At 70.7% G+C, this 22,964-nt stretch carries 22 protein-coding genes and 1 tRNA gene; 13 read left to right on the top strand and 10 right to left on the bottom strand.

The genetic code is table 11. The features are described from left to right. From RMN98_RS17050 to RMN98_RS17060, 3 genes are all read right to left on the bottom strand, one after another. A partial coding sequence (locus tag RMN98_RS17050) for a metal-sensitive transcriptional regulator (RefSeq protein ID WP_309650030.1) occupies positions 1 to 104 on the bottom strand: 104 nt, incomplete at its 3' end. Between the two features lie 101 nt (positions 105 to 205). Next, complete coding sequence (locus RMN98_RS17055) at positions 206 to 1,285, bottom strand: alpha/beta fold hydrolase (RefSeq protein WP_309650011.1); 1,080 nt, start codon at positions 1,283 to 1,285, stop codon at positions 206 to 208. A gap of 58 nt (positions 1,286 to 1,343) precedes the next feature. Beyond that, positions 1,344 to 2,732 carry an ATP-binding protein gene (locus tag RMN98_RS17060; RefSeq protein ID WP_309650012.1) on the bottom strand — a complete coding sequence of 463 codons (1,389 nt, stop codon included), beginning with the start codon at positions 2,730 to 2,732 and terminating at the stop codon, positions 1,344 to 1,346. A gap of 256 nt (positions 2,733 to 2,988) precedes the next feature. Between RMN98_RS17060 and RMN98_RS17065 the strand changes: the two genes are divergently transcribed. Genes RMN98_RS17065 through RMN98_RS17075 form a run of 3 tightly spaced genes read left to right on the top strand, consistent with a single transcriptional unit; the run spans position 2,989 to position 5,815 of the window. Continuing rightward, a complete protein-coding gene (locus tag RMN98_RS17065; protein WP_309650013.1) occupies positions 2,989 to 3,750 on the top strand; it encodes a (Fe-S)-binding protein in 762 nt (253 codons plus the stop codon). Beyond that, positions 3,747 to 5,231: a lactate utilization protein B gene (locus RMN98_RS17070; RefSeq protein ID WP_309650014.1), complete on the top strand. Its 1,485-nt coding sequence runs from the start codon at positions 3,747 to 3,749 to the stop codon at positions 5,229 to 5,231. Before RMN98_RS17065 ends, RMN98_RS17070 begins: the two co-directional genes overlap by 4 nt. Next, positions 5,228 to 5,815, top strand: a complete 588-nt coding sequence (locus tag RMN98_RS17075; protein WP_309650015.1) for a lactate utilization protein C — start codon at positions 5,228 to 5,230, stop codon at positions 5,813 to 5,815. Before RMN98_RS17070 ends, RMN98_RS17075 begins: the two co-directional genes overlap by 4 nt. A gap of 265 nt (positions 5,816 to 6,080) precedes the next feature. Here RMN98_RS17075 and RMN98_RS17080 read toward each other — a convergent pair whose 3' ends face one another. After that, positions 6,081 to 8,111, bottom strand: coding sequence for an ATP-binding protein (locus RMN98_RS17080; RefSeq protein ID WP_309650016.1), 2,031 nt, complete (start codon positions 8,109 to 8,111; stop codon positions 6,081 to 6,083). A gap of 190 nt (positions 8,112 to 8,301) precedes the next feature. Here RMN98_RS17080 and RMN98_RS21100 point away from each other — a divergent pair, with 190 nt between their 5' ends. Further along, the gene (locus tag RMN98_RS21100; RefSeq protein ID WP_397209971.1) at positions 8,302 to 8,556 is read left to right on the top strand and encodes a tyrosine-type recombinase/integrase; all 255 of its coding nucleotides are present in this window, start codon (positions 8,302 to 8,304) and stop codon (positions 8,554 to 8,556) included. Between the two features lie 271 nt (positions 8,557 to 8,827). On the opposite strand, the gene RMN98_RS17085 is transcribed toward RMN98_RS21100, so the two are convergent. The 4 genes from RMN98_RS17085 to RMN98_RS17100 all read right to left on the bottom strand — a co-directional run bounded on the left by RMN98_RS17085 (position 8,828) and on the right by RMN98_RS17100 (position 12,433). Further along, positions 8,828 to 8,900 (bottom strand) — tRNA-Lys (locus tag RMN98_RS17085). A gap of 95 nt (positions 8,901 to 8,995) precedes the next feature. After that, complete coding sequence (locus RMN98_RS17090) at positions 8,996 to 10,585, bottom strand: hypothetical protein (protein WP_309650017.1); 1,590 nt, start codon at positions 10,583 to 10,585, stop codon at positions 8,996 to 8,998. A 143-nt stretch (positions 10,586 to 10,728) separates the two neighbouring features. Further along, positions 10,729 to 11,943, bottom strand: coding sequence for a hypothetical protein (locus tag RMN98_RS17095; protein WP_309650018.1), 1,215 nt, complete (start codon positions 11,941 to 11,943; stop codon positions 10,729 to 10,731). Next, entirely contained in the window at positions 11,936 to 12,433 is a 498-nt protein-coding gene (locus tag RMN98_RS17100) for a SigE family RNA polymerase sigma factor (protein WP_309650019.1), read from the bottom strand. The genes RMN98_RS17095 and RMN98_RS17100 overlap by 8 nt, the downstream gene beginning before the upstream one ends. A 115-nt stretch (positions 12,434 to 12,548) precedes the next feature. On the opposite strand from RMN98_RS17100, the gene RMN98_RS17105 reads away from it, so the two are divergent. Then, entirely contained in the window at positions 12,549 to 12,848 is a 300-nt protein-coding gene (locus RMN98_RS17105; RefSeq protein WP_309650020.1) for a hypothetical protein, read from the top strand. On the opposite strand, the gene RMN98_RS17110 is transcribed toward RMN98_RS17105, so the two are convergent. Next, positions 12,849 to 14,219 carry an FAD-linked oxidase C-terminal domain-containing protein gene (locus RMN98_RS17110; RefSeq protein WP_309650021.1) on the bottom strand — a complete coding sequence of 457 codons (1,371 nt, stop codon included), beginning with the start codon at positions 14,217 to 14,219 and terminating at the stop codon, positions 12,849 to 12,851. Positions 14,220 to 14,513: 294 nt separating this feature from the next. On the opposite strand from RMN98_RS17110, the gene RMN98_RS17115 reads away from it, so the two are divergent. From RMN98_RS17115 to RMN98_RS17130, 4 genes are all read left to right on the top strand, one after another. Next, the gene (locus RMN98_RS17115; protein WP_056863399.1) at positions 14,514 to 14,717 is read left to right on the top strand and encodes a cold-shock protein; all 204 of its coding nucleotides are present in this window, start codon (positions 14,514 to 14,516) and stop codon (positions 14,715 to 14,717) included. 229 nt (positions 14,718 to 14,946) lie between these two features. Then, positions 14,947 to 15,120, top strand: a complete 174-nt coding sequence (locus tag RMN98_RS17120) for a hypothetical protein (protein WP_309650022.1) — start codon at positions 14,947 to 14,949, stop codon at positions 15,118 to 15,120. Positions 15,121 to 15,216: 96 nt separating this feature from the next. Beyond that, entirely contained in the window at positions 15,217 to 15,423 is a 207-nt protein-coding gene (locus RMN98_RS17125; RefSeq protein ID WP_309650023.1) for a heavy-metal-associated domain-containing protein, read from the top strand. Between the two features lie 12 nt (positions 15,424 to 15,435). After that, complete coding sequence (locus tag RMN98_RS17130; RefSeq protein WP_309650024.1) at positions 15,436 to 17,685, top strand: heavy metal translocating P-type ATPase; 2,250 nt, start codon at positions 15,436 to 15,438, stop codon at positions 17,683 to 17,685. Between the two features lie 101 nt (positions 17,686 to 17,786). On the opposite strand, the gene RMN98_RS17135 is transcribed toward RMN98_RS17130, so the two are convergent. Continuing rightward, positions 17,787 to 18,854 carry a hypothetical protein gene (locus RMN98_RS17135; protein WP_309650025.1) on the bottom strand — a complete coding sequence of 356 codons (1,068 nt, stop codon included), beginning with the start codon at positions 18,852 to 18,854 and terminating at the stop codon, positions 17,787 to 17,789. Positions 18,855 to 18,915: 61 nt separating this feature from the next. On the opposite strand from RMN98_RS17135, the gene RMN98_RS17140 reads away from it, so the two are divergent. The 4 genes from RMN98_RS17140 (at position 18,916) to pstA (ending at position 22,779) form a co-directional block, all read left to right on the top strand. After that, positions 18,916 to 19,791 carry an NUDIX domain-containing protein gene (locus RMN98_RS17140; protein ID WP_309650026.1) on the top strand — a complete coding sequence of 292 codons (876 nt, stop codon included), beginning with the start codon at positions 18,916 to 18,918 and terminating at the stop codon, positions 19,789 to 19,791. A 166-nt stretch (positions 19,792 to 19,957) separates the two neighbouring features. Next, a complete protein-coding gene (locus RMN98_RS17145; RefSeq protein ID WP_309650027.1) occupies positions 19,958 to 20,917 on the top strand; it encodes a PstS family phosphate ABC transporter substrate-binding protein in 960 nt (319 codons plus the stop codon). A 21-nt stretch (positions 20,918 to 20,938) separates the two neighbouring features. Further along, complete coding sequence (gene pstC / locus RMN98_RS17150) at positions 20,939 to 21,871, top strand: phosphate ABC transporter permease subunit PstC (protein WP_309650028.1); 933 nt, start codon at positions 20,939 to 20,941, stop codon at positions 21,869 to 21,871. Then, on the top strand, positions 21,871 to 22,779 hold the full coding sequence (gene pstA, locus RMN98_RS17155) for a phosphate ABC transporter permease PstA (protein WP_309650029.1): 909 nt from the start codon (positions 21,871 to 21,873) through the stop codon (positions 22,777 to 22,779). The genes pstC and pstA overlap by 1 nt, the downstream gene beginning before the upstream one ends. Positions 22,780 to 22,964 lie beyond the last annotated feature (185 nt).

The following is a 22,964-nucleotide window of genomic DNA, read 5'->3' on the forward strand; positions in this document are numbered from 1 at the left end:
TCGATGCAGTACTGCTCCTCCTCGACCATCCGCTGCAGCCCGCGGGCCTGCCCCTCGATGCGCCGCAGCCGCTTGAGGTAGGCGTCGCGGTGCTGGTGGTGCACGTAGCCGGGCTCGATCTCGTCAGGAGTGCTCACGGAAAGGAGGCTATACCCCCCACCCGTACGCCGAGCGGCGTGCGAGAAGTGCGACAGGGTGGCTGGCGTCAGAGCGCGCGCAGCCAGCGGAGCACGGCCGCGCGGGTTCGCGGGGCGGACTTCTCGAGGGGGAGGGCGCTGCCGGCTCCGGCGATGACCCGGGTCGTGACCTTCTCGCTGTTGCGGAATGACGCGGCGGTGTCCTGGGTGGCGTCGCGGCGCACGCGCGCGTCCTTGCTGCCCGACATCAGCAGCACCGGCGCCTCGACCTGTCCCGCAGTGAGCACGGAGGACAGCAGGGTGGTGGCGAGGCTGGTCACGTCGCCGCAGGGGGTCGCGTTGCGCTGGGCGATCGCACTGCGCCGGACGGCGGCCGGGGCGCTCGCGAAGAGCAGCCGCTGGAAGGCCGCCTTGCTGGCGCCGTACGACGCGTAGCCGCCGCCGGTCAGGCAGGCCGACGTCTGCTGACGGGCCTGGTCGACGGCCAGCTGGGAGGCGTTGGAGCCGGCCCAGGACATCAGCACCAGCCCGGCGACGTCGTCGTAGCGGGCGGCCTCGAGCTGGGCGATGGCACCGCCGGTGCCGTGGCCGTGCACGACCACCGAGGAGGCGTGGGGCGGGGTGAAGCCGCCTTGGGTGAAGTCGTAGATGCCCGAGAAGAGGTGCTGGACGACTTGGTGGAGCATGTGCGCCTGCGCGTCGAGGCAGGTGCTGCGGCCATCGGCGAGGGGGCTCTTGTCGTAGCCGAGGCGGTCCAGGACCAGCGATAGCTCGCCCTGACGACCCAGCTGCGTGGCGTAGTCGTAGGAAGGGTGCTGGCGCAGGTTCCAGAACCAACCGCCGGTGCCCGCGTCGTGGACCAGCACGTTCATCCGGGTGCTGCCGGCGTATCCGAGGACCTTCTGGCGCGGGCCGACGAGCCGGGCGCGGACCGGGTAGGCCTTGTTGTCCGCGGGGCAGGACAGCAGGCTGTGGCCGGTGTTTCTCAGGTTGAACGAGACGGTGCGCGAGATGACCTCGGTGCCGCTGGAGGCCGGGGCCGTTGCGGATGCCCGTGCCGGTGCGGGCGCGCCGATGGCCGGCACGGCGAGGGAGCCGAGGCCGAGGCTGAGGACGACGGTGAGCAGGGCACGGGCGCGGAGCGACATGCTGTTGAATATACGTCAATAGGGGAGTATCAAACAGACTCCCGGTATGTGATCCCGGCTACGCACTCGTCGCGGCCGCCGTCGTACGCCGGTCGAGGGGCACCGTCACCGTGAACGTGCTGCCTGCGCCGGGCGACGACTCCAGACCGATCGTGCCGCCCATGGCCGTGACCAGCTGCCGGCAGATCGCCAGCCCGAGACCCGTGCCGCCGAAGCGACGGGTGATCGAGGAGTCGGCCTGCTGGAAGGAGTCGAAGAGCCCGTCCTGCTGCTCGGCGGTGACCCCGATGCCGGAGTCGGCGACGGTGAAGCGCACGACCGGCCGGTGGGGACTGGGGTCCTGGGTGACCTGCACGCGCACCCAACCGGCGTCGGTGAACTTCACCGCGTTGCCGACCAGGTTGCTGAGGACCTGCCCCAGCCGCGTCGCGTCGCCGGACAGGTCTCGGGGCAGGGCCTGGTCCACGGTCGCGTGGAGCCGGAGCCCCTTGGCCTCGGCCGCGGGGGAGTGGTGGGCGACCGCCTCCCCGACCAGCGAGGTCAGGTCGAGGTCGACGCTCTCCAGCTCGATGACCCCTGCCTCGATCCGGGAGAAGTCCAGGATCTCCTCGACCAGACGCAGCAGGGCCCGCCCCTGACGGTCCATGATCTCGGTCAGGTGGCGCTGGCCGGGGTCGAGGTCGTTCGCGGCCAGCACCTCGACCGCCGCGAGCACGCTGGTGAGAGGCGTGCGGATCTCGTGGCTCATCGTGGCGAGGAAGAGGGACTTGGCGTCGCTCGCCTCCTCCGCAGCGCGACGGGCCTCTGCCAGGGCCGCTTGCATCAGGTTGTGCTCGGTCACGTCCTCGGCGATGCCGTAGACCCCGACCACCTCGTCGCCCACGATGATCGGCAGCCCGGTGATCCGGAGGTCCACGGTCGCGCCGCTCTTGTGGTGGAAGCCCACCTCGAAGCGCTGGGGCTCGCGGGAGACCAGCAGGGCGAAGGTGCTCAGCGTCCTCTCGAGCTCCTCGGCAGGCAGCAGCTCGGCGAAGGACATGCCCTCCAGCTCGGAGGCCGCGTAGCCGCTGATCTGCTCCGCGGCGGTGTTGACACTGGTGAAGCGGCCCTCCAGGTCGAGGGAGAACACCGCGCTCGGGTGGTAGTCGAAGAGCGAGCGGTAGCGCTCCGTCGTCTCCCGAAGCGCACGGTCGATCCGAGCGCTCCGCTCCAGCTCGACCCTCAGCAGGCGGCTGCGGCGCCAGGCGACCAGGGCGAAGCCGACCATGCCCACGAGCCCGGTGACGATCAGCTCGTCGATGTTGTAGGCCTCGTGCCTCAGCAGCCACCGCGCCCGCACCTCCGCCAGGTCGACGACGGCGGACACCACGAACGTGAGGGCCATCGCGAGCAGGACCAGGCCGACCTCCCCCACGTGCGGGCGCTGGGACGGGGTGGGGGTGTGCACGTGCCTCCTCCGTCCGGGCGGCGCTGGTCGCGTCGGTGGTCCCTCGTGTCACACCAGTGTGACCCCGGAGCCGAGGACGCGCGGGCGAATCGCGACAACCCCTCGAGGGGATGTGGGAGCTCCCAGGCGTAGGGCGCGGTGGGGTCGTGTGCCGCCGACCGCGATGGGTCGCGTTCTCCGACACACGACCGGTCGCCGGCCCCGTCAGCGGCCGGTCGCAGGTCACGCACCACCGGAGGCGGGTCATGATGGGCCGATGAGGGTGGCCCTGATGGTGACGTGCGTCAACGACGCGATGTTCCCCGAGACGGGGAAGGCGGTCGTGACGCTGCTGCGCCGGCTCGGGGTGGCCGTGGAGTTCCCCGTGACGCAGACCTGCTGCGCGCAACCGATGGTCAACACCGGCTACCTCGACGAGGCGGTGCCCGTGGTGCGCACGTTCGTCGACGCCTTCGCGGGCTACGACGCGATCGTGACGCCGAGCGGGTCGTGCGCGGGCTCCGCGCGCCACCAGCACGGGATCGTGGCGCGACGCTCAGGCGACGCGGGCCTGGCGGCGGCGCTCGCGGAGACGTCGCCGAGGGTCTACGAGCTCACCGAGTTCCTCGTCGACGTGCTCGGTGTCGTCGACGTGGGTGCCTACTTCCCGCACCGCGTGACCTACCACCCGACGTGCCACTCCCTGCGGATGCTCGGGGTGGGGGACCGGCCCCGTCGTCTGCTCGAGGCGGTGCGCGGGCTGCGGATGGTCGACCTGCCCTCGGCCGAGGAGTGCTGCGGCTTCGGCGGGACCTTCGCCCTGAAGAACGCCGACACCTCGATCGCGATGGGCGCCGACAAGGCCCGCAACGTGCGCTCGACCGGCGCCGAGGTGATGGTGGCCGGCGACAACTCCTGCCTGATGCACGTGGGCGGGATCCTGTCGCGGCAGCGCTCCGGGGTGCGCGTCATGCACCTCGCCGAGATCCTCGCCTCGACCGAGGACGCGCCCTTCGGTGCGGTCGCGGCGTCGCGATGACCGGCACGTTCGTGGGGATGCCGGCCTTCCCGGTCGCCGCCCGTGCCGCGCTGGCCGACACCCAGCTGCGCCACAACCTCGCCCATGCCACCGGGGTCATCCGCGCCAAGCGGGCCGCTGTCGTCGGCGAGGTCGACAACTGGGAGGACCTGCGCCTGGCGGGTGCGGCGGTCAAGGAGCGCGCGCTGCTCGACCTCGCGGCGCACCTGGAGGAGCTCGAACGTCGTCTTGTGGCTGGTGGTGCCACGGTGCACTGGGCGCGGAACGCAGCCGAGGCCAACGCGATCGTCGTGGGCATCACGCAGGGCCACGGCGTCGACGAGGTCGTGAAGGTCAAGTCGATGGTGACCCAGGAGATCGACCTCAACGGCGCGCTGGCCGCTGCTGGGATCGCCGCGTGGGAGACCGACCTGGCCGAGCTCATCGTGCAGCTCGGGGGCGACCTGCCGAGCCACATCCTCGTGCCCGCGATCCACCGCAACCGCGCCGAGGTGCGCGAGATCTTCCTGCGTGAGATGGCCGGTGCGGGGCGTCCGGCACCGGCGGACCTCACCGACGAGCCGGCGATGCTGGCCGCCGCGGCACGGGCACACCTGCGCGAGAAGTTCCTGCGGGCCAAGGTGGGCGTCTCGGGCGCCAACTTCGCGGTGTCCGAGACCGGCACGCTCGTGGTCGTGGAGTCCGAGGGCAACGGTCGGATGTGCCTGACGCTGCCCGAGGTGCTCATCAGCGTCGTGGGCATCGAGAAGGTCGTGCCCACCTGGGCCGAGCTCGACCCGCTGCTGCGGCTGCTCCCACGTTCCTCGACCGGGGAGCGGATGAATCCCTACACCTCCACGTGGTCCGGCGTCACGCCGGGCGACGGCCCGCAGGAGGTGCACGTCGTACTCCTGGACAACGGTCGGACCCGGGCGCTGGCCGACTCGGTGGGCCGCCAGGCGCTGCGCTGCATCCGCTGCTCGGCCTGCCTCAACGTGTGCCCGGTCTACGAACGCACGGGCGGGCACGCCTACGGGTCGGTCTACCCCGGGCCGATCGGGGCGATCCTCAACCCGCTGATGCAGGGCACCGGTGACAAGCAGGTCGACTCGCTGCCCTACGCGTCGTCGTTGTGCGGGGCGTGCTTCGAGGTCTGCCCCGTGCGCATCGACATCCCGGAGGTGCTGGTGCACCTGCGCTCGAAGGTCGTCGACGCCCACCGGAGCGACACGGTGCCGGGCGCCGAGGCGGTCGCGATGAAGGCCGCCGCCTGGACCTTCAGCGACGCCCGTCGCTTGGGACGTGCCGAGCGCGTCTCCGGGGTCGCGGGACGGGTCATGCGACGCACGTTCGGCGTGACGCTGCCCGGTGGGCGGTCCGCGTCGGGCAGGCTGCCCGGGCCTGGCGCGGGCTGGACCAGCACGCGCGACCTGCCGGCGCCGCCGGCGGAGTCGTTCCGCGGCTGGTGGGCGCGCATCGGTCGTCTCGGGGGTGGGCGATGAGCGCCCGTGACGACATCCTGGCTGCGGTGCGATCGGCACTGACCGACGCGACCCCGTCGCCGGAGCCCGTGACGTCGCCGGCCGGGGTCGCCCCCGACGACCTGGTCACGCTCTTCGCCGAGCGGGTGGCCGACTACCGCGCGGTCGTGGAGCGCTGCACCGTCGCGGACCTGTCGGCCCGCGTCGCCGCCGCCCTCCCGGCCGGCGCACGGGTCGTCGTACCTCCCGGCCTGGGGCTCGACGTCCCCGGCCAGGTGGTCGACACCGGCCTGACCTCCGCCGAGCTCGACGCGCTCGACGCGGTCGTCACGCGCGCCGCAGTCGGGATCGCCGAGACCGGCACCATCGTGCTCGACCACGGCCCCGACCAGGGACGGCGGGCGATCTCGCTGGTGCCCGACATGCACGTCTGCATCGTGCGCGAGGACCAGGTGGTCGCCGACGTGCCCGACGCGATGGGCCGCCTCGACCCGTCGCGGGCGCTGACCTGGATCAGTGGCCCGTCGGCCACCAGCGACATCGAGCTCGACCGTGTCGAGGGCGTCCACGGCCCCCGCACCCTTCACGTCCTCGTCGTCGCCTGACCTCATTGGCCGGCTTGCGGCAACGCGAGCGATGGATGACGCCCGGCTCGTCAAGCCCACCTCGACGCACCAGCGGTGAGCGGAAGGGGATGCGATGCCGCGCGCCCGGCGCATGGCGCAATGGAGAGCCGTGTTCGGGTTGCTGCGCACTCGAGGTCGTGCGAGCGCAGCGGTCCTGCAGAAGCGCTGCCCCGACTCGCCCAGGCTGACGCGGTGGAGCTGGCGCCGGCGGCAACCTGGCTACGAGCTCGTTCGACCTGGGACGTCAGGTCGTCGACCAGGTGATCGCCGCCCGGGGCAGCTCGACCGTCACGGTCGTCCCCCGACCGACGTCGCTGTCGATCCACACACGTCCCCCTTGCAGGTCGACGAGGCGCCGAGTGCTGGCCAGCCCGAGCCCCGTGCCGCCGTCGTCCTGAGCCAGCCGGCCACGGGCGAACTCGTCGAAGATGGTGTCGAGGTCTTCCGGGGCGATCCCTCGGCCCTCGTCACAAACCTTGAGCCGCACCAGGTCGATGGTCTGCTCGAAACTGATCGTGATCACTGAGCCGACGGGGGAATACTTGGCTGCGTTGCCCACGAGGTTGGTCAGGACCCGATCCATGGCTCTCTCGTCGACCGTCGCCACGGTGTCCGCGTCGGTGTCCGCGAGATGCACGCGGTGTCCCTCGAGCAGCGGGCCGAGCCCGAGGATGCAGGCTTTGGCCAGTGCCGACAGGTCCAGCGGTTCGAGGGTGATCGCGACTGCACCGGTGCGCAGGTTGACGTGGTCGGCCAACTCCTCGACCAGCTTGCTGACGTGGTCAGCCCGCGCCTGGATCCGCTGCGCGAACCGGATCCGGGTGCCGGTGTCGGTCTCCGGGCTCGACACCATCTCGGCGAATCCCCTGATGGCAGCGATCGGTGTCATCAGGTCGTGGGAGACCGTCGCGAACAGCACCCGGGTGTATTCCGCCTGTTCTGCCAGCGCACGCGCCGCGGCGCGGGACTGAGTGATGTCGCTCATGGCCACCACCGCCCCCAGCACCTTCCCCTCGGGGTCGTGCAGGGCACGTCCCTGGCAGCGCACGGTCCGCGCCGGGAGCCCATCTGGAGCAATGACCATCACGGCATCACTGACGACGCCCTCGGTGAGAGCGCGGAACAACGGCACCTCCTCGCGCCTGAGCGGGGTGTGGCCGTCCTCGGCGAACAGCGCATAGCGATCGGCCCACTCAGCAGGATCAAGGTCAGGATCGGGCGGCATACCGTGGAACTCCCGCGTCGCTCGGTTGAACGTCGTCAGGTGCCCGTCGCCGTCGCACGCCACGACCCCGACGTCGACGGTGAACAACACCGCGTCGCTCAGCGCACCTCGCCGCACGGCCTCGTCATGCGCGGTGCGTAGCTCCGTCGCCAATTCGGCCAGCCGCTCGGACGCCATGTGGCGCTCGGTGACGTCTCGTGCAACCGAGTGAATCTGCACGGTGACGCCGTGGTCGTCGCAGATCGGCGACAGTCGGATCTCCAGGCGGCGCCAGGAGCCGTCGGCGTGCCGCGAACGCACGTTTGCGGTCGAGGCTTCTCCCGCGAGGACCGCGCTGATCGCTTCGAGCATCTCGATGGTGTCCTCGGGGTGGACCCGCTCCGGTGCGGCATGTCCAACTTCCAGTTCGGGGTCGTAGCCGAGGACGTCGCGTATGGACGGCGATACGTACAGCGTGGTGCCATCAGGGGCGTGCCGGCTGACGACATCGGTGGCAGCGTCGGCCAACGCTTGGAAGTTGGACATCGCCGTCCCCAGCTGGGACACCGCATCGACCTGCTCGGCCAGTGCGCGCCGCAGATTCAGCTGGGTCATCACCTGATCGGCGAGCACCGCCAGGAGGTGACCCTGCACCTCAGTCAGACCTTCCGGCCGCGGCTCGTAGCCCAGGACGCACAGCGTCCCTAGGATTGCGCCCGTAGGAGTTCGGAGCGGGAAGCCGGCGTAGAAGCGGATGCCCGGTGCACCTGTGACGAGCGGATTGTCCCGGAAACGGTGATCCGCGGTCGCGTCCGTGACGATCAAGGGCGCGTCTGCTCGCAGGGCATGCTCACAGAACGCTTGGTCGCGCGGCGTCTCGCCTACGTCTAGACCACATCGGGCCTTGAACCACTGACGATCCTCGTCGAGCAGGCTGATGAGCGCCGTAGGGCAACCCGTCCCCTCCGTAGCAGCGCGCACGATGTTGTCGAACACCAACTCGGCCGGCGTGCCGAGGACGTTGTACCCCGCCAGTTCGGCTAGACGCTCAGGTTCGGAGATCACAGACACCCGGTCCCCTCGGTTTGGGCGGCGTAGCGCTTGAGTCTCGCACGGCCCCTGGTGTCTGCGTGGCGTTAACTCAAGTCGCTACTTCGCCAAGGTCTGTAGCCGCCTGCCGGCGACGCGTGGAAACTGACCCCCTATCGAACCCGCCCGACGGGAAGGGGGCGGTCAGTTCTCGGCCGTCGTTGACATGAGGATGTCGTCGTGGCGGTGGATCCACTCGCGGAGGTCCGCTCGATCACGCACCTCTGTTGCACGGGTATGGACGATCGAACGCGCGATCCGAGCCTGCCGTGAGGAGGCGGGACTGACCAGCGCCTTCCGGTTCCACGACCTACGGCGCTACTTCGCCTCGCTCCTCATTGCTTCCGGGCTCGACGTCAAGGTCGTCCAGGCGCGGTTGAAGCACGCCTCGGCCAAGACCATCCTCGACACCTACGGTCACCTCTAGCCCGACCGTGACGACTCCCCACGAGGAGCGGTCGCGGCTGTCCATCACGACCCGTCTCTGGGTGCTGCGCGCTCCGAGCGACGCACCACAACTCGCATGCGATCGCAGGGACCGTGCCAGCAGTCGACCACGTGGCTGCTGGGCACGGTGGCGGAGCTGTATCGAGGAGCGTGGGGTCAATCCGGTACGTAAGCCGAATGGCCGGCATGGAGCGCCTTCTTCTACTCAGCAATACGGCATCCTGACCTGCGGGTTGTCGTAGGCCCCGTCGTAGGCCCCGTGGGACTCGAACCCACAACCAAGAGATTAAAAGTCTCCTGCTCTGCCAATTGAGCTAGGGGCCCGCGATCCGCAGCTCCTCGGAGCGACGACGGACGGCTCGCGTGTCGTCGTCCAGCCCGATCGCAGGGCCAGAGTGTAGAGCGCGGTTCTCGACGGCTCAGCAGGTGGGCGAGTAGGACGCCGTGGTCAGCGCCTTGCCCGTGCGAGCCTGTCGTCCGGTCTCGAGCGTCCAGGAGCGGACCCAGTCGACGGAGAACTGGCTGCCGTTGTGCTCGGTCGCGTTGTCCAGGCCGACCATGCTGACGCGGGGCACCAGCGCCTTGCCGGAGATGGCGGTGCGCTTGCGGGTGCTGGCGATCGCCTTGCCGTCGAAGAACCACGTGGTGTGGTCGGGGGCGACCTCGACGGCGAAGTTGTGCAGGCCGCTCCAGGCGGGCGAGGCCGTCTTGGTGAAGCGCCACTCGCTGCGCGCCTGGGCGGAGCGGATGCCGACGGAGTGCGATCGCGCGCCCAGGGCCATGTCCGCGACGCGAATCGACTCCGGCGAGCAGGCGCCGGGGGCCGTCCCGTCCGGCACGAGCTCGACGCGCATGCCGAAGTCGCGCCCGTCCTGCTCGTAGACGTTCTGCCAGATGCGGAACTCCCACCGGCCATAGCGCTGCGCGTTGCCCGTCAGGCTCGCCGAGGTGGTGCCGCGGTCGCCCTGCCCCTGGTGGATCAACTTGCTCTGGAAGGCCATCGCGCCGTTGAACGTGACCACGCGACCCGAGCCGCTGGAGTAGTCGAGCCAGCGGCCCTTGAGCCTCTCGCCCTTGGTCGGCGGCGAGGTGAGTGACTGGCCGTACTCCCAGGCGAAGTCGTAGACCGGCTTGTACCACCCGAACTGCGCGCTCGCGTCGGTTGCGCCGGTCGAGTCCGTCGGTGGGGGCTCGCCGCCGGCCGCGGCGCGTCCGGACGCGAGAGCGCCGAGGATGTCGGGGAGCAGGCTGAAACCGACGTACGTCGGCCAGGAGGCCGTCCACCCGATCTGGTTCCCCCCGGTGGTGACGTCCTCGACGCGGGCCCGGAGCACGCGCTCGCCGAGCAGCGGCGCGGTCAGGGTGAAGACGGCCAGCCCGGCCACGTCGGCGCGGGCGGTGCCGATGGTGCGCCACTGGTTGTCGCTGGTCCGGTCCTGCAAGGTGATCGTGCGGCCGGAGAGGACGGGCGGCTCGAGCTCGCGGTGGGAGTAGATGTCGGCCGCGGAGTCGACCACCACCGTGTAGGGAAGCAGCGAGGTCACGCCCACGGCCGCGCTGCGTGGGTCCTGGCCGTTGATCGACAACGTGACGGCCTGCGGTCGTGCGTAGAAGCGGCGGGCTGCGGTCACCAGGGCTCCGCCGACGACCCGATAGCTGATGTCGAACATCGAGGGCGCTGGGAAGCGGAACCTGAAGGCACCCGACGCGGTCGTGACGTGATCGCTGCCCTTGACGTCGATCCACCGGTCCCCGGGGCGGTTCATGTGGAACTGCAGGTGGATCGCCCGACGGCCGGGCTTGCTGAGCTTGCCGGCGAAGGTGAGCGCCTGGCCAGCCACGTGCGCGGCCGGGGTCACGGTGAGGGTCCCGGCGCCGCCGACGCGGTCGTCGGGAGCGGCCTGGGTCGGGAGCACGGCAGCGACCAGCACCGACAGCGTCAGCACCAGGGCGGCGACCACCCGGCGTACGGCAGCTGCTGACGACGTACCACGACGTGACGAGCCCATGTCGCACCTCCCTGTCCCGCGCCGATCCCTTGGCGCCCCGGATCGACGGTAGGTCTGGAGTCGGGCGACGTCAGGGGAATCGACGTCTTCCCCGCCGAGATGGGCAGAACTTCACCAACCTGGAGTAGGCGACGGCTCCTGCATCAGCCGCGGAGCAGCCCGGCGGCGAAGACGACCGAGGCCTCGACGGGCAGGTCCGACGAGCTCACGACCGACAGCGCGCCGTCTGCCGGCTGCCACAGCACCAGCCTGAAGCCGGTCGCGCGGCCGCCTCCGAGTGCCGCCACCCGCAGCAGGACGGCGCCGTCGTCGAGGAGGGCCTGAGGCCCCAGAGCCCAGTTGCTGTAGTTGCCGTCCGTGTCGAGGACCGGCAGCGTGGCCCGGGGCGTGAGGGTCGCGCGGTCGGCGACGTAGACCGCGAAGGGCCCCTTGTCATAGGACGTGCCGACCACGGTGTCGTCGTCCGCGACGATCCTCGCCAGCCGTCCGGTCTGCGCCATGCTCACCTCGCGCGGCGTCTCGCCCGCGTAGTCGAGGAGCACGTTGGGCTCGCTCCAGTCCGAGCTCACCAGCACGTCGCCGTCGGGGTCGACGGTGCGCGAGAGCCCTGCGCGGTAGGGCCTCGACTCGGCGGCGCCGGTCTCGAGGGAGACGGCGTACGACGCCGGGCCGCTGTTGAGCAGCAGCTGGTCCTCGTCGAGGAACGACCAGCCCGTGTCGTCCCACGGCACGAAGCCCGGTGGCGGCTCGATCACGGTGCTCTCGCCGGTCGTGAGGTCGTGGACCGTGACGGCGTAGGTGTGGTCCGGGTCCTCGGTGTCGAGGTAGTAGTAGACCGCCAGCCGAGTCCCGCCGGGGCTGAGCGCGAGCCGCGGGTAGCGGCCGTCGAGCGGCACCCTGCGCCACCCGCCGTCGGTGCCGAGCACCTGCGCGGTCCCGCGCTCCTCGACGGCGACCACCGCGCTGCCCGCCGGGTCGTCGGCCAGCAGCGGTGAGGAGGGTGGTGGGTCGATGATGTCGGGCAGCGCGGGGACGACCTGGGCCGGGGCGGCGGGGAGGTCGTCCACCTCGCGGGGGTCCCACCTCGGGGTGGTCTCGAGCGCGGGCGCGGACGGTGTGCTCGGCGTGACGGTGGGGGTGAGGCCGGGGGGAACGGTTGGCGGGTTGCTGTCGGTGCGGGGGCCGGTCTGGTTGCCGACGACGGCGACCACGGCGACGAGCATCGACGTCACGGCTGCTGCTGCCGCACCGCGCCGGCGCGTGCGTCGCCGGTGGGCCGTGCGCAGCGCGACCTGCTCCAGCCGGGGGCTCTCGATGCCGTCCGTCGCGTGGTCGAGCAGCCCGTGCAGGTCACTCATGACGTTCTCCGATCAGGTCGAGCAGCTCGGGTGCGCCGGTGCGGAGCCGGGCGAGGGCGGCGGCGTTCTGGCTCTTGACCGTGCCGACGCTGACGCCGAGCACGTCGGCGGTCTCTCGCTCCGAGAGGTCGTCGAAGTGCCGCAGCACCAGCACCGCGCGCTGGGCCGGGGTGAGGCGCAGCAGGGCCCGTCGTACGACCATCGCGGTCACCGGGTCACTGCTCACGCCCTCGGGGGCCGGCCCCTCGGGGTCCGCCACCGCGGTCTCGCGGCGCCGGCGCCACCAGCTCACGTTGTCGCGCACGATGATCCGGCGGGCATAGGCAGTGGGGTTGCCCTCGCGCAGCTGCGTCCAGCGCAGCGCCACCTTGACCAGCGCCTCCTGGACGAGGTCCTCCGCGCGGTGCAGGTCTCCGGTCAGCAGGTAGGCCGAGCGCAGCAGGGATCGCTGGCACCCGGCTGCCCACTCGGTGAACTCCTGCTCCTGCACGCGCTGCTCCTCGCCGGCGATGGTGTCACGCGAAGAACGCCCCGGAGGACTCAGATGGTTGGCGCGACCTGGCCGGGGCCTGTCTGCTCCCGCCCGGATGTGATCTCATGGCTGGATGGCCTCGGAGGAGAACGACCAGGACGATGCCCCGGCCGACTCTGCGTCCGACATCCGGCGCTCGTCGACCGCGAAGCGTGTGCTCGCTGCCGCGGAGCAGCGCGACCAGGAGGCCGAGGCGCGCGATGCGGCAGCCGACGAGCGCGACGGGGCGGCCAGCAAGCGCGACTTCCTCGACCGGCGTGCTGACGACCACGACCACCAGGCCAGGCGCTCGGCCGCGCTCGACCGGATGGGCTCGAAGTCGGACCGGGCATCGGCGGCCGTCGACCGGTCCGAGCTGACCAAGGACGACTGATCAGCCGAGCACCGCACCCGGGTTGAGGATCCCGGTCGGGTCGAGCGCGTCCTTGACGCGTCGCTGGAGCGCGAGGGAGGCGGGGTCCAGCTCCTGGGCCAGCCACCCGGTCTTGAGCCGGCCGACCCCGTGCTCACCGGTGATGGTGCCGCCGAGGTCGAGGGCGAGGCGGGTGATGGCGTCGAAGGCGCGGCCGGCGGCGGCACGACTGGCGGGGTCGCGCTCGTCGTAGATCACCGTCGGGTGCATGTTGCCGTCGCCCGCGTGGCCGAAGACCCCGATCGTCAGCGACTCGGCACCCGCGATCTCCTCGACGCCCGAGAGCAGGTCGACGATGTGGGAGCGGGGGACGCAGACGTCGTCCAGGAGCCAGTCGCCGAGGGTCTCGAGGGCGGGCAGAGCCTGGCGCCGTGCCTCCAGGAGGAGCTCGGCCTCGTCGGGGTCCTCGGAGGTCGCGACGTCGACAGCGCCGTGGTCCGTGCACGCCGCCGCGAGGGCGGCGACGGTCGCGTCAGCTGCCGCATCGTCGGCCTGGGCGAGCACCATCGCGGCCACACCGGGCTCGAAGCCCATGCCGGTGCGCGCGTCGACCGCGCGCAGCGTCGTGCGGTCCATGATCTCGAGCATCGACACCGCCAGTCCGGACGCGGCGATCGCGGCCACGGCCTGCCCGGCCGAGGCCAGGGAGTCGAACGTCGCGACCAGGGTCTGGGCCGCCGCGGGAGCGGGCAGCAGCCGCACGGTGATCTCGGTGATGATGCCGAGCGTGCCCTCGGAGCCGACGAAGAGGCTGGTGAGGTCATAGCCCGCGACCCCCTTCGCCGTACGACGCCCCGTGCGCACGACGGTCCCGTCGGCGAGGACGACCTCGAGGCCCAGGACGAAGTCGCCGGTCACGCCGTACTTCACGCAGCACATGCCACCCGCGTCGGTCGCGACGTTGCCGCCGACCGTGGAGATCGCCACGGAGCCGGGGTCGGGTGGGTAGAACAGCCCGACCGCGCGGGCGGCCGCGCGCAGGTCGGCGGTCACGACCCCCGGTTGCACGACCGCGAGCCGCTCGGCGACGTCGACCTCCAGGATCGCCGCCATCCGGTGGGTGCGCAGGACGACCGACCCGACGGGCGCGTTGGCGGCGCCCGAGAGGCCGGAGCCGGCGCCCCGCGCCACCAGAGGTACGCCGTGCGCGTGGGCCCGGCGGGCCAGCTCGGCGACGTCGTGGGTCGAGCGGGGTGAGAGCACACCGGCCGGCAGCGCCCGGTCGGTGAGGCGGGACTCGTCGTGCGCGAAGCCCGCGACCAGGTCGGGGTCGGCGGTGAAGAGGTCGGCGCCGAGGTCGCCGAACGCGGCGGTGACAGGGTCGACGTCCATGCGCTCAACCCTGCCACGCCGGCTCGTTTCCCGCGCCGTCACGAACCTGTCGCGCAACCTTCATGGGTGCCAGGCAGAAACTCAGGTCCGGGGAGTTCTAACTTCCGCATGACTTGCTAGAGTTGGGAGTGCAGAAGGTGCAAGTTCCAGCAGGTCAACGGCCGCGGAGTTTGTGATCCGACGGCGTTTCTGGTTTGTGGTGTTGCCAATCACGGGTCGGAGCGACGTTTCACCGCATCTGATGCGGGTCGCTGATGTGGCGGCTTTCGTTCCGATAACAGGAGTACCAGCAACATGGCTCAAGGCACCGTGAAGTGGTTCAACGCTGAGAAGGGCTTCGGCTTCATCGCGCAGGAGGACGGCGGCGACGACGTCTTCGTGCACTACTCGGCAATCCAGACCCAGGGCTACAAGTCCCTGGACGAGAACCAGAAGGTTGAGTTCGACGTCACGCAGGGCCCGAAGGGCCCCCAGGCGGAGAACGTCCGTCCCGTCTGATCTCGGACGAGACGCATAGTCTTCAAAACGAGGCCCCCCTCCTTCGGGAGGGGGGCCTCGTGGTCTTCTCAGCCGGTGCCCTCTGCACGAGATCGGGGTGCTGGCCATGGTCACCGCGGGGCAGCGTGGCATAGCCCATAGTGACCAGGGGGCCCGAGCCCGTTTGCGCGTACGCTGGCGGGGGAAGGCTTGCTCGGATACACGCCCACCGACCAGTTAGGGGTCCCTCGTGTACGACCAGTTCGACGTGACGCTCGAAGACGTCGACCTCCTCGGCGAGGTGGAGCTCACCACCAACCTCATCATCGCCGCGAGTGAGTCCGACGACCATCTCTCGCCCGACGAGATCGACCAGATCCTCGGAGTCAATCCGCAGCCGCCCCAGCCGCGGCGCGAGGCCTGATCCTCCTCCCCGATCGACGCTGACCCGCCGGCCCCTGCGGCGGTGGGTCTTTGTGTGCCACTCGACGCATACCCAAGGGGGGTATATGGTGGGGGCATGAGCGACACCAGCACCTGGACCATCACCGGCATGACCTGCGGCCACTGCGAGGCCTCCGTGCGCGAGGAGATCAGCGAGCTCCCAGGCGTCGAGAGCGTGGAGGTGTCCCACACCGCGGGGACCGCCGTCGTCACGAGCGCGGCCCCGCTCGAGCGCGCGGCCGTCGCCGCAGCCGTGGAGGAGGCGGGTTACGCCCTCGCGTGACCCGATGACGACATGAGCACCTCGTCGAGCACCCCCGTGAACGGTTCTGTGGACACCTCCGAGATCGAGTTGGTCATCACCGGCATGACCTGTGCGTCGTGCGCCAACCGCATCGAGCGCAAGCTCAACAAGCTCGACGGCGTCACCGCGACCGTCAACTACGCGACCGAGAAGGCCAGGGTCGCCTACCCCGGCACCATCAGCACCGACGACCTGCTGGCGACCGTCGAGGCCGCCGGCTACGGCGCGGACCTCCCGGCTCCTGCCGGCGCTGCGGTAGGGGCCGACGCCGACCCGGACGCCGATCCCGAGCTCGACGCTCTGCGCCACCGGCTCCTGGTCTCGGTGGTGCTCAGCGTGCCCGTCGTCTTGCTGTCGATGGTCTCGCCGCTGCAGTTCGACAACTGGCAGTGGGCCTCGCTCACCCTCGCCGCACCGGTCGCGGTGTGGGGTGCCTGGCCCTTCCACCGCGCTGCCCTCGTCAACGCCCGCCATGGCGCGACCACGATGGACACCCTGGTGTCGGTGGGGGTGCTGGCCGCCTTCGGATGGTCGCTGGTCGCGCTGTTCTTCGGCACCGCCGGCATGACCGGCATGACCCACCCCTTCGAGCTGACCGTGGACCGGTCGTCGGGGCTCGACAACATCTACCTCGAGGTCGCGGCCGGCGTCACGACGTTCCTGCTCGCGGGTCGCTATGTCGAGAAGCGCTCCAAGCGCCGTGCCGGCTCCGCCCTGCGTGCGCTGATGGACCTTGGCGCCAAGGACGTGACCGTCCTGCGCGGCGACGTCGAGCAGCGCGTGCCCGCCGCGTCCCTCGCGGTCGGCGACCTGCTCGTCGTACGGCCGGGGGAGAAGGTCGCCACCGACGGCGTCGTCGAGTCCGGCCACTCCGCCGTCGACGCCTCGATGCTCACCGGCGAGCCGGTGCCGGTCGAGGTCGGCCCGGGGTCCGAGGTGACGGGCGCGACCGTCAACGCCAGCGGCCGCCTGGTCGTGCGCGCCACCCGCGTCGGCGCCGACACCCAGCTGGCCCAGATGGCACGGCTGGTCGAGGAGGCGCAGAACGGCAAGGCCGAGGTGCAGCGGCTCGCCGACCGGGTCTCGGGCATCTTCGTGCCGATCGTGATCGGCCTGTCCCTGGCGACGCTGGGGGTGTGGCTCGCGACGGGTGCGTCCGCGACGACGGCCTTCACCGCAGCCGTCGCGGTGCTGATCATCGCCTGCCCCTGCGCATTGGGCCTGGCCACGCCGACCGCCCTCATGGTCGGGACCGGTCGCGGCGCCCAGCTCGGCATCCTGATCCGCGGTCCGGAGGTGCTGGAGTCCACGCGACGCATCGACACCGTCGTGCTCGACAAGACCGGCACCGTGACGACCGGCCACATGACGCTCGTGGAGACCGTGGCGGCGGACGGCTGCGCCGTCGACGACGTACGACGGACCGCGGCGTCGCTGGAGGCCTCCAGCGAGCACCCCATCGCCCGGGCGATCGCGGCGGCCGTGCCGGGCGTCGTGGCCGTCGACGACTTCACCAACCTCGAGGGACTCGGCGTGCGCGGTGTGGTGTCCGGTCGGACCGTCGTCGTGGGACGGCCACGGCTGCTGGCCGACCAGGGCTGGGCGCTGCCGCCGGAGCTCGCCGGGGCCGTCGACCGCGCCGAGGCCGCCGGGCGCACGGCCGTCGCGGTCGGCTGGGACGGCCACGCGCGGGGCGTGCTCGTCGTGGCCGACACGGTCAAGCCGAGCAGCGCGGAGGCCGTGTCGCGGCTACGCGGGCTGGGGCTCTCACCGATCCTGCTCACCGGCGACAACGAGCGTGCCGCGCGTGCCGTCGCGGCCGAGGTCGGGATCGACGAGGTCGTCGCGGACGTGCTGCCGGCCGACAAGCTCGCCGTGGTCTCGCGCCTGCAGTCCGAGGGCCGGGTCGTGGCGATGATCGGCGACGGGGTCAACGACGCCGCCGCGCTCGCCCAGGCCGACCTGGGCAGCGCCATGGGTACGGGCACCGACGTCGCGATCGAGGCCAGCGACCTGACGCTCGTGCGCGGAGACCTGCTGGTCGCCGCCGACGCCGTACGCCTCGCCCGCCGCACCCTCTCCACCATCAAGGGCAACCTCTTCTGGGCGTTCGCCTACAACGTGGCCGCCCTGCCGCTCGCCGCCCTCGGCCTGCTCAACCCGATGCTCGCCGGCGCCGCCATGGCCCTGTCGTCGGTGTTCGTGGTCACCAACAGCCTCCGGCTGCGCCGGTTCGGCTGAGGCGCCCGTCCGGGGGAAAGTGCGGGACGGTTTAGGCCCACCCCCGGCGGGTGGAGGTCGAAAACGTCCCGCACTTTCCGGGCCACGAGCCGTCCACAGCCTCAGCAGGTCGCGAACAGCACCGGCCCGTTGGAGAGGTCGGAGATCACGTAGCTGCCCTCGACCGGCTCGAGCGCCATCGTGAGGACGCGCCCGTCGGCCTCGACGCGGCCGAGGGTGAAGCGGTCGGCGAAGTCGCCGCCCTGACCCGGCGCGGGGCCGGCTGCCAGGATCGCGCGGGAATCGGCGTTGGTGCGCGCCTGCTCGTCGTTCTCGAAGGACAGCGCCACGCGCAGGTCGAGGCCGGGTTGCACCGACATCGCGAACGCCGTGTAGGGGTTGACCTCGCCGGCCTCCCGCGCGAGCTGCTCGCCCTGGGCCTGGTCGTCGGGGTCGGCCTGCCCCATCGCGAGCGCGCCGCAGGCCTGCGCCCCGGTGTAGATCGCGGCCGACAACGGTGACCCGGACGCGTCGACGACCTCTGAGAGGCCCTCGACCGTCGAGCCGTCACCGGTCGCGTCTGCCAACGCCTCGACGAGGTAGCCCCGGTTGTCGCTGGTGAGGACGAGCGACTCCTCCTCGTCGAGCGCGATGTAGCTGACCTCGGGCGTGATGCTGCCGCCGATCGCCCCGAGCAGATCGGAGCCGCCGTCCCAGATCCCGTCGGCCTCGCCGGGCTCGGTGAAGCCGAGGTTGGTGATGCGGGAGCGGATCCGCTCCCAGTCGGTGTCCTCGGGCAGGTGCAACATCACGACCGCCCCGGCGGCCGACTGGCTGAAGAGCTCCCAGTCGGCCGAGGCCGGCGAGAAGCCGAACTGCACGTGCAGCACCTGCGCCGACTCGGGCAGCGCCGAGGTCGAGGAGAGGTCGGCGCTGTAGGCGGCGTCCATGAGGTCCGTCACCGACTCGGAGGGCGAATCGGCGTCGAGGTCCATCCCGAGCTCGTCGCGCACCGCGTCCCAGTCGGTCCACGAGAAGCGCTCGCCGTCGCCCGGCGCGAGGTCCATGGCGCGCTGGAGGTCGGTGCGGTCGCGGTCGGACCACCACCGCAGGCCGACCACCGCCAGGCCCGCCACCAGGGCCGCGACGATGGCGAGGACGCCGACCTGGCGCAGGCGCTGGGTGTTCACGGTGCGATCACGGTGGTGCCGGGTCTCCTCAGGTGGCTCGGGTGGTGTGAGACTAGCCCGCATGCCCGCGTCTGGACCTGAGGATGTGCTGTCCGCAGGTGTTGTCGCGTTCCGTCCCGGCAAGCGGGTGCTGCTGGTCCATCGTCCCAAGTACGACGACTGGTCCTTCCCCAAGGGCAAGCTCGACCGGGGCGAGCACGCCGCGGCCGCCGCCGTGCGCGAGGTGGCCGAGGAGACCGGGCTGCACGTGCGCCTCGGGCCGCCGCTGCGCAGCCAGCGCTACGCGTTGACGAGCACGACCGGGCGGATGAAGACCGTCCGCTACTGGACCGGTCGAGTCCTGGGCGACGACGACGTGAGCAGCTACGTCGCCAACGACGAGATCGACGCCGTCGAGTGGGTCGATGCAGCGGAGGCCTTCGAGCGGCTCACCTACCTCTACGACGCCGACACGCTGCGCGAGGCCCTCAAGGTCCGGCGCAAGACCCAGCCGGTGGTCGTCCTGCGCCACGCTGCGGCGCGGTCCCGCAAGGCCTGGCGTGGCGACGACGTCGAGCGGCCACTGCTCGCCACCGGTCGCACCCACGCCCAGCACCTCGTTCCCCTCCTCGCGGCCTACGGCGTCACCCGCATCGTCACCTCCAGCAGCCAGCGGTGCGTCGAGACCGTCAGTCCGTACGCCGGCACGACGGGCTGGGCGCTCGAGTGCGAGCAGGACCTGAGCGAGGAGGGCGCGTCGGCCACGCGTGTCCGCGCCCTCGTCGACGGGGTGCTCGAGGACCCCCGACCGGTCGTCATCTGCACCCACCGACCGGTGCTGCCGGCAGTCTTCGACGCGCTGGGCATCGAGGACCCGCAGCTGGCCCTCGGGGAGATGCTCGTGGCCCACCTCCGCAAGGGCGCGGTCGTCGCAACTGAGCGGCATCGGATGCGCTGAGTCAAGCCTTCCTGGGCTTGTTCACGTGACTGTCGTCTCACGAGCCACATTTCGTGGCCAAGTAGGCAAGTCGAGTTCACCCCTCGTTCACCGACGACCCCGGATCCATACACCTGCCGCCTCAACACTCCTGAGCGTCACACCACAGACCACACAGGAGATTGACGTGAAGAGCACCTCCCTCCGCCGGGCCATCGTGCCCGGCATCGCCGCCCTGGCACTCGCCCTCTCCGCCTGCGGCGGTGGCGACGCCGGGTCCGGTTCCGACACGGCCTCCGGCGTCAGCGGCAGTGTCGCTGTCGACGGGTCCTCGACGGTGTTCCCGATGAGCGACGCCGCCTCCGAGCTCCTCAGCGAGGAGAACCCCGACATCGAGGTCTCGGTCGGCGAGTCCGGCACCGGCGGTGGCTTCGAGGCCTTCTGTGCCGACAAGACCGACATCTCCGACGCGTCGCGCCCCATCAAGGAGGAAGAGGCAGCGATCTGCGACGAGGCCGGCATCGAGTACACCGAGCTCCAGGTCGCCACCGACGCTCTCACCATGGTGGTCCACCCCGACCTCGACGTCGACTGCCTCACCGTCGACCAGATCGTCGCGCTGTGGGGCCCCGACTCCACCGTGACCAACTGGAGCGAGCTGGACCCGAGCTTCCCCGACCAGGAGATCTCACTCTTCGGTCCCGGCACCGACTCCGGCACCTACGACTACATGGCCGCTGACGTGATCGGCGCCGAGTCCGAGACCACCCGCACCGACTACGAGGCCTCCGAGGACGACAACGTCCTGGTCCAGGGCGTCGCGGGCACCGAGGGTGCGACCGGTTACTTCGGTTACACCTACTACGAGGAGAACGCCGACTCCCTCAAGGCCCTGGCCATCGACAGCGGCAACGGCTGTGTCGAGCCGTCGGCCGAGACGGCTCAGGCCGGGGAGTACACCCCGCTGGCCCGCCCGCTGTTCATCTACGTCAACAAGGCGAAGTACAACGACAACGAGGCCGTCGCGGCCTACGTCGACTTCTACATCGAGAACCTCGCCACCATCGCCGAGGTCGGAAAGTTCATCCCGCTCAGCGACGACCTCTACTCTGAGACGCAGACGGCCCTCGAGGGCATCTCCAGCTGACCCGGAGTCCTAGAAAATCTGATGAGCATCACCGCCACCGGCGCAGGCCCGTCCCCTCGTGGGACGGGCCTGCCCGCTGCCCCCAACCTGCGCCGCAAGGCGCGCCCCGTCGAGACCGTGATCCGCGCGGTCCTCATGGTCTCGGCGTTCCTGTCGGTCGCGATCACTATCGGCATCGTCGCGGCGCTGATCCAGCCCGTGATCGAGTTCTTCCGCGAGGTTCCCTTCGGTGACTTCTTCACCACGGAGGGCGAGTACGCCGTGCTGCCGCTGGTGGCGGGCACCGCGATGACGACGGTGATCGCCCTCCTCGTGGCGATCCCCCTCGGCCTCGGGGCGGCGATGTACCTGTCGGAGTACGCCTCCGCGCGTGCCCGCAAGGTCCTCAAGCCGACTGTCGAGCTGCTCGCCGGCGTGCCGTCGGTGGTCTACGGGTTCTTCGCACTCACCTTCGTGACGCCCACGCTGCTCCAGAAGATCCTCAACCTCGAGGTCAACTTCACCAACGCACTGGCCGCCGGGCTCGTCCTGGGCGTCATGATCATCCCGACGATCGCCTCGCTGTCCGAGGACGCCCTCTCTGCCGTGCCGCACGCGATGCGCCAGGGGTCCCTGGCGATGGGTGCCAACCGGATGCAGACCACGCTGCGCGTGGTGCTCCCGGCAGCGCTCTCCGGGGTCGCGGCCGCCATCGTCCTCGGCCTCTCCCGCGCGGTCGGCGAGACCATGATCGTCGCCCTGGCTGCGGGTGCGCAGAAGAACCTGTCCCTCGACCCACGTGAGGGCATGCAGACCATGACGGGCTTCATCGCCCAGACGGCCGGCGGTGAGAACGCGGTCGGCTCGACGTCCTACAACACCCTCTTCGCGGTGGGCATGCTGCTGTTCATCATCACGCTCTTCATCAACATCATCAGCATCGCGCTGGTCCGACGGTTCAGGCAGGTCTACTGATGAGTGTCGCCACCGCCACCGCCCGCGACATGACCCGGGTGCTCTCGCAAGGCCGCAGCAAGGATCGCGGGATCGGCTCCCTGGTGTTCCTGGGAGCACTGTGGTTCTCGCTGTTCTTCGGCGTGATGGTGCTGCTGGTGCTGATCATCGACGTCGCGATCGAGGGCTCGCCCCGCTTCGACGCGGCGCTGCTGACCGAATATGGATCGCGGGTCTCGCCCGAGACCACCGGCTTCCGCGCCGGCATCCTCGGCTCGCTGTGGCTGATGCTCTTCACCGCGCTGCTCGCCGTGCCCCTCGGCATCGCTGCTGCCCTCTACCTCGAGGAGTTCGCCGACGGTGAGCGCTGGTGGAACCGCCTGATCGAGGTCAACCTGCAGAACCTCGCAGCCGTGCCCGCCATCGTCTATGGACTGCTGGCCGTCGCGGTCATCTCGCTGATGGGCTTCACCCGCACCGGCATCGTCCTCGGTGGAGCCGTCGCACTGGCCCTGCTGATCCTCCCAGTCATCATCATCACCACCCGGGAGGCGGTCCGCGCAGTCCCGCAGGACATCCGGCAGGGCTCGCTGGCCCTCGGTGCCACCGTGTGGCAGACGACCTGGCGCCAGACGCTGCCGTCGGCCATCCCGGGCATCGCGACCGGAACCATCCTGGGCCTCTCCCGCGCCATCGGTGAGGCGGCGCCGCTGATCGTCGTCGGCCTCGCCGGTTCGGTGCGCTTCGACCCCACGGGCCTGTTCAGCGAGATCACCGCGCTGCCGATGCAGATCTACTCGCTGACCTCGCAGTCGCAAGAGGAGCTCCAGACCGCGGCATCGGCTGCGATCATCGTCCTGCTGGTGATGATCCTCAGCCTCAACGCACTGGCCATCTTCATCCGCAACAAGTTCCAGAAGACCTGGTAGGAGAACCACTGTGTCCAGCCACCCCGCCACCGCGTCCACGCGACCGGCCTCCGAGGACGACCGGGAGATCTCCATGACCAGCGTCGGCTCCGAGTCGGAGCGCGAGATCCCCGATATCCCGCCCAACCCCGTGATGGAGGCGCTCAAGCTCAACGTCTTCTACGGCGACTTCCACGCCGTCCACG

Source organism: Nocardioides sp. (genome assembly GCF_031397825.1).
Lineage (GTDB): Bacteria > Actinomycetota > Actinomycetes > Propionibacteriales > Nocardioidaceae > Nocardioides.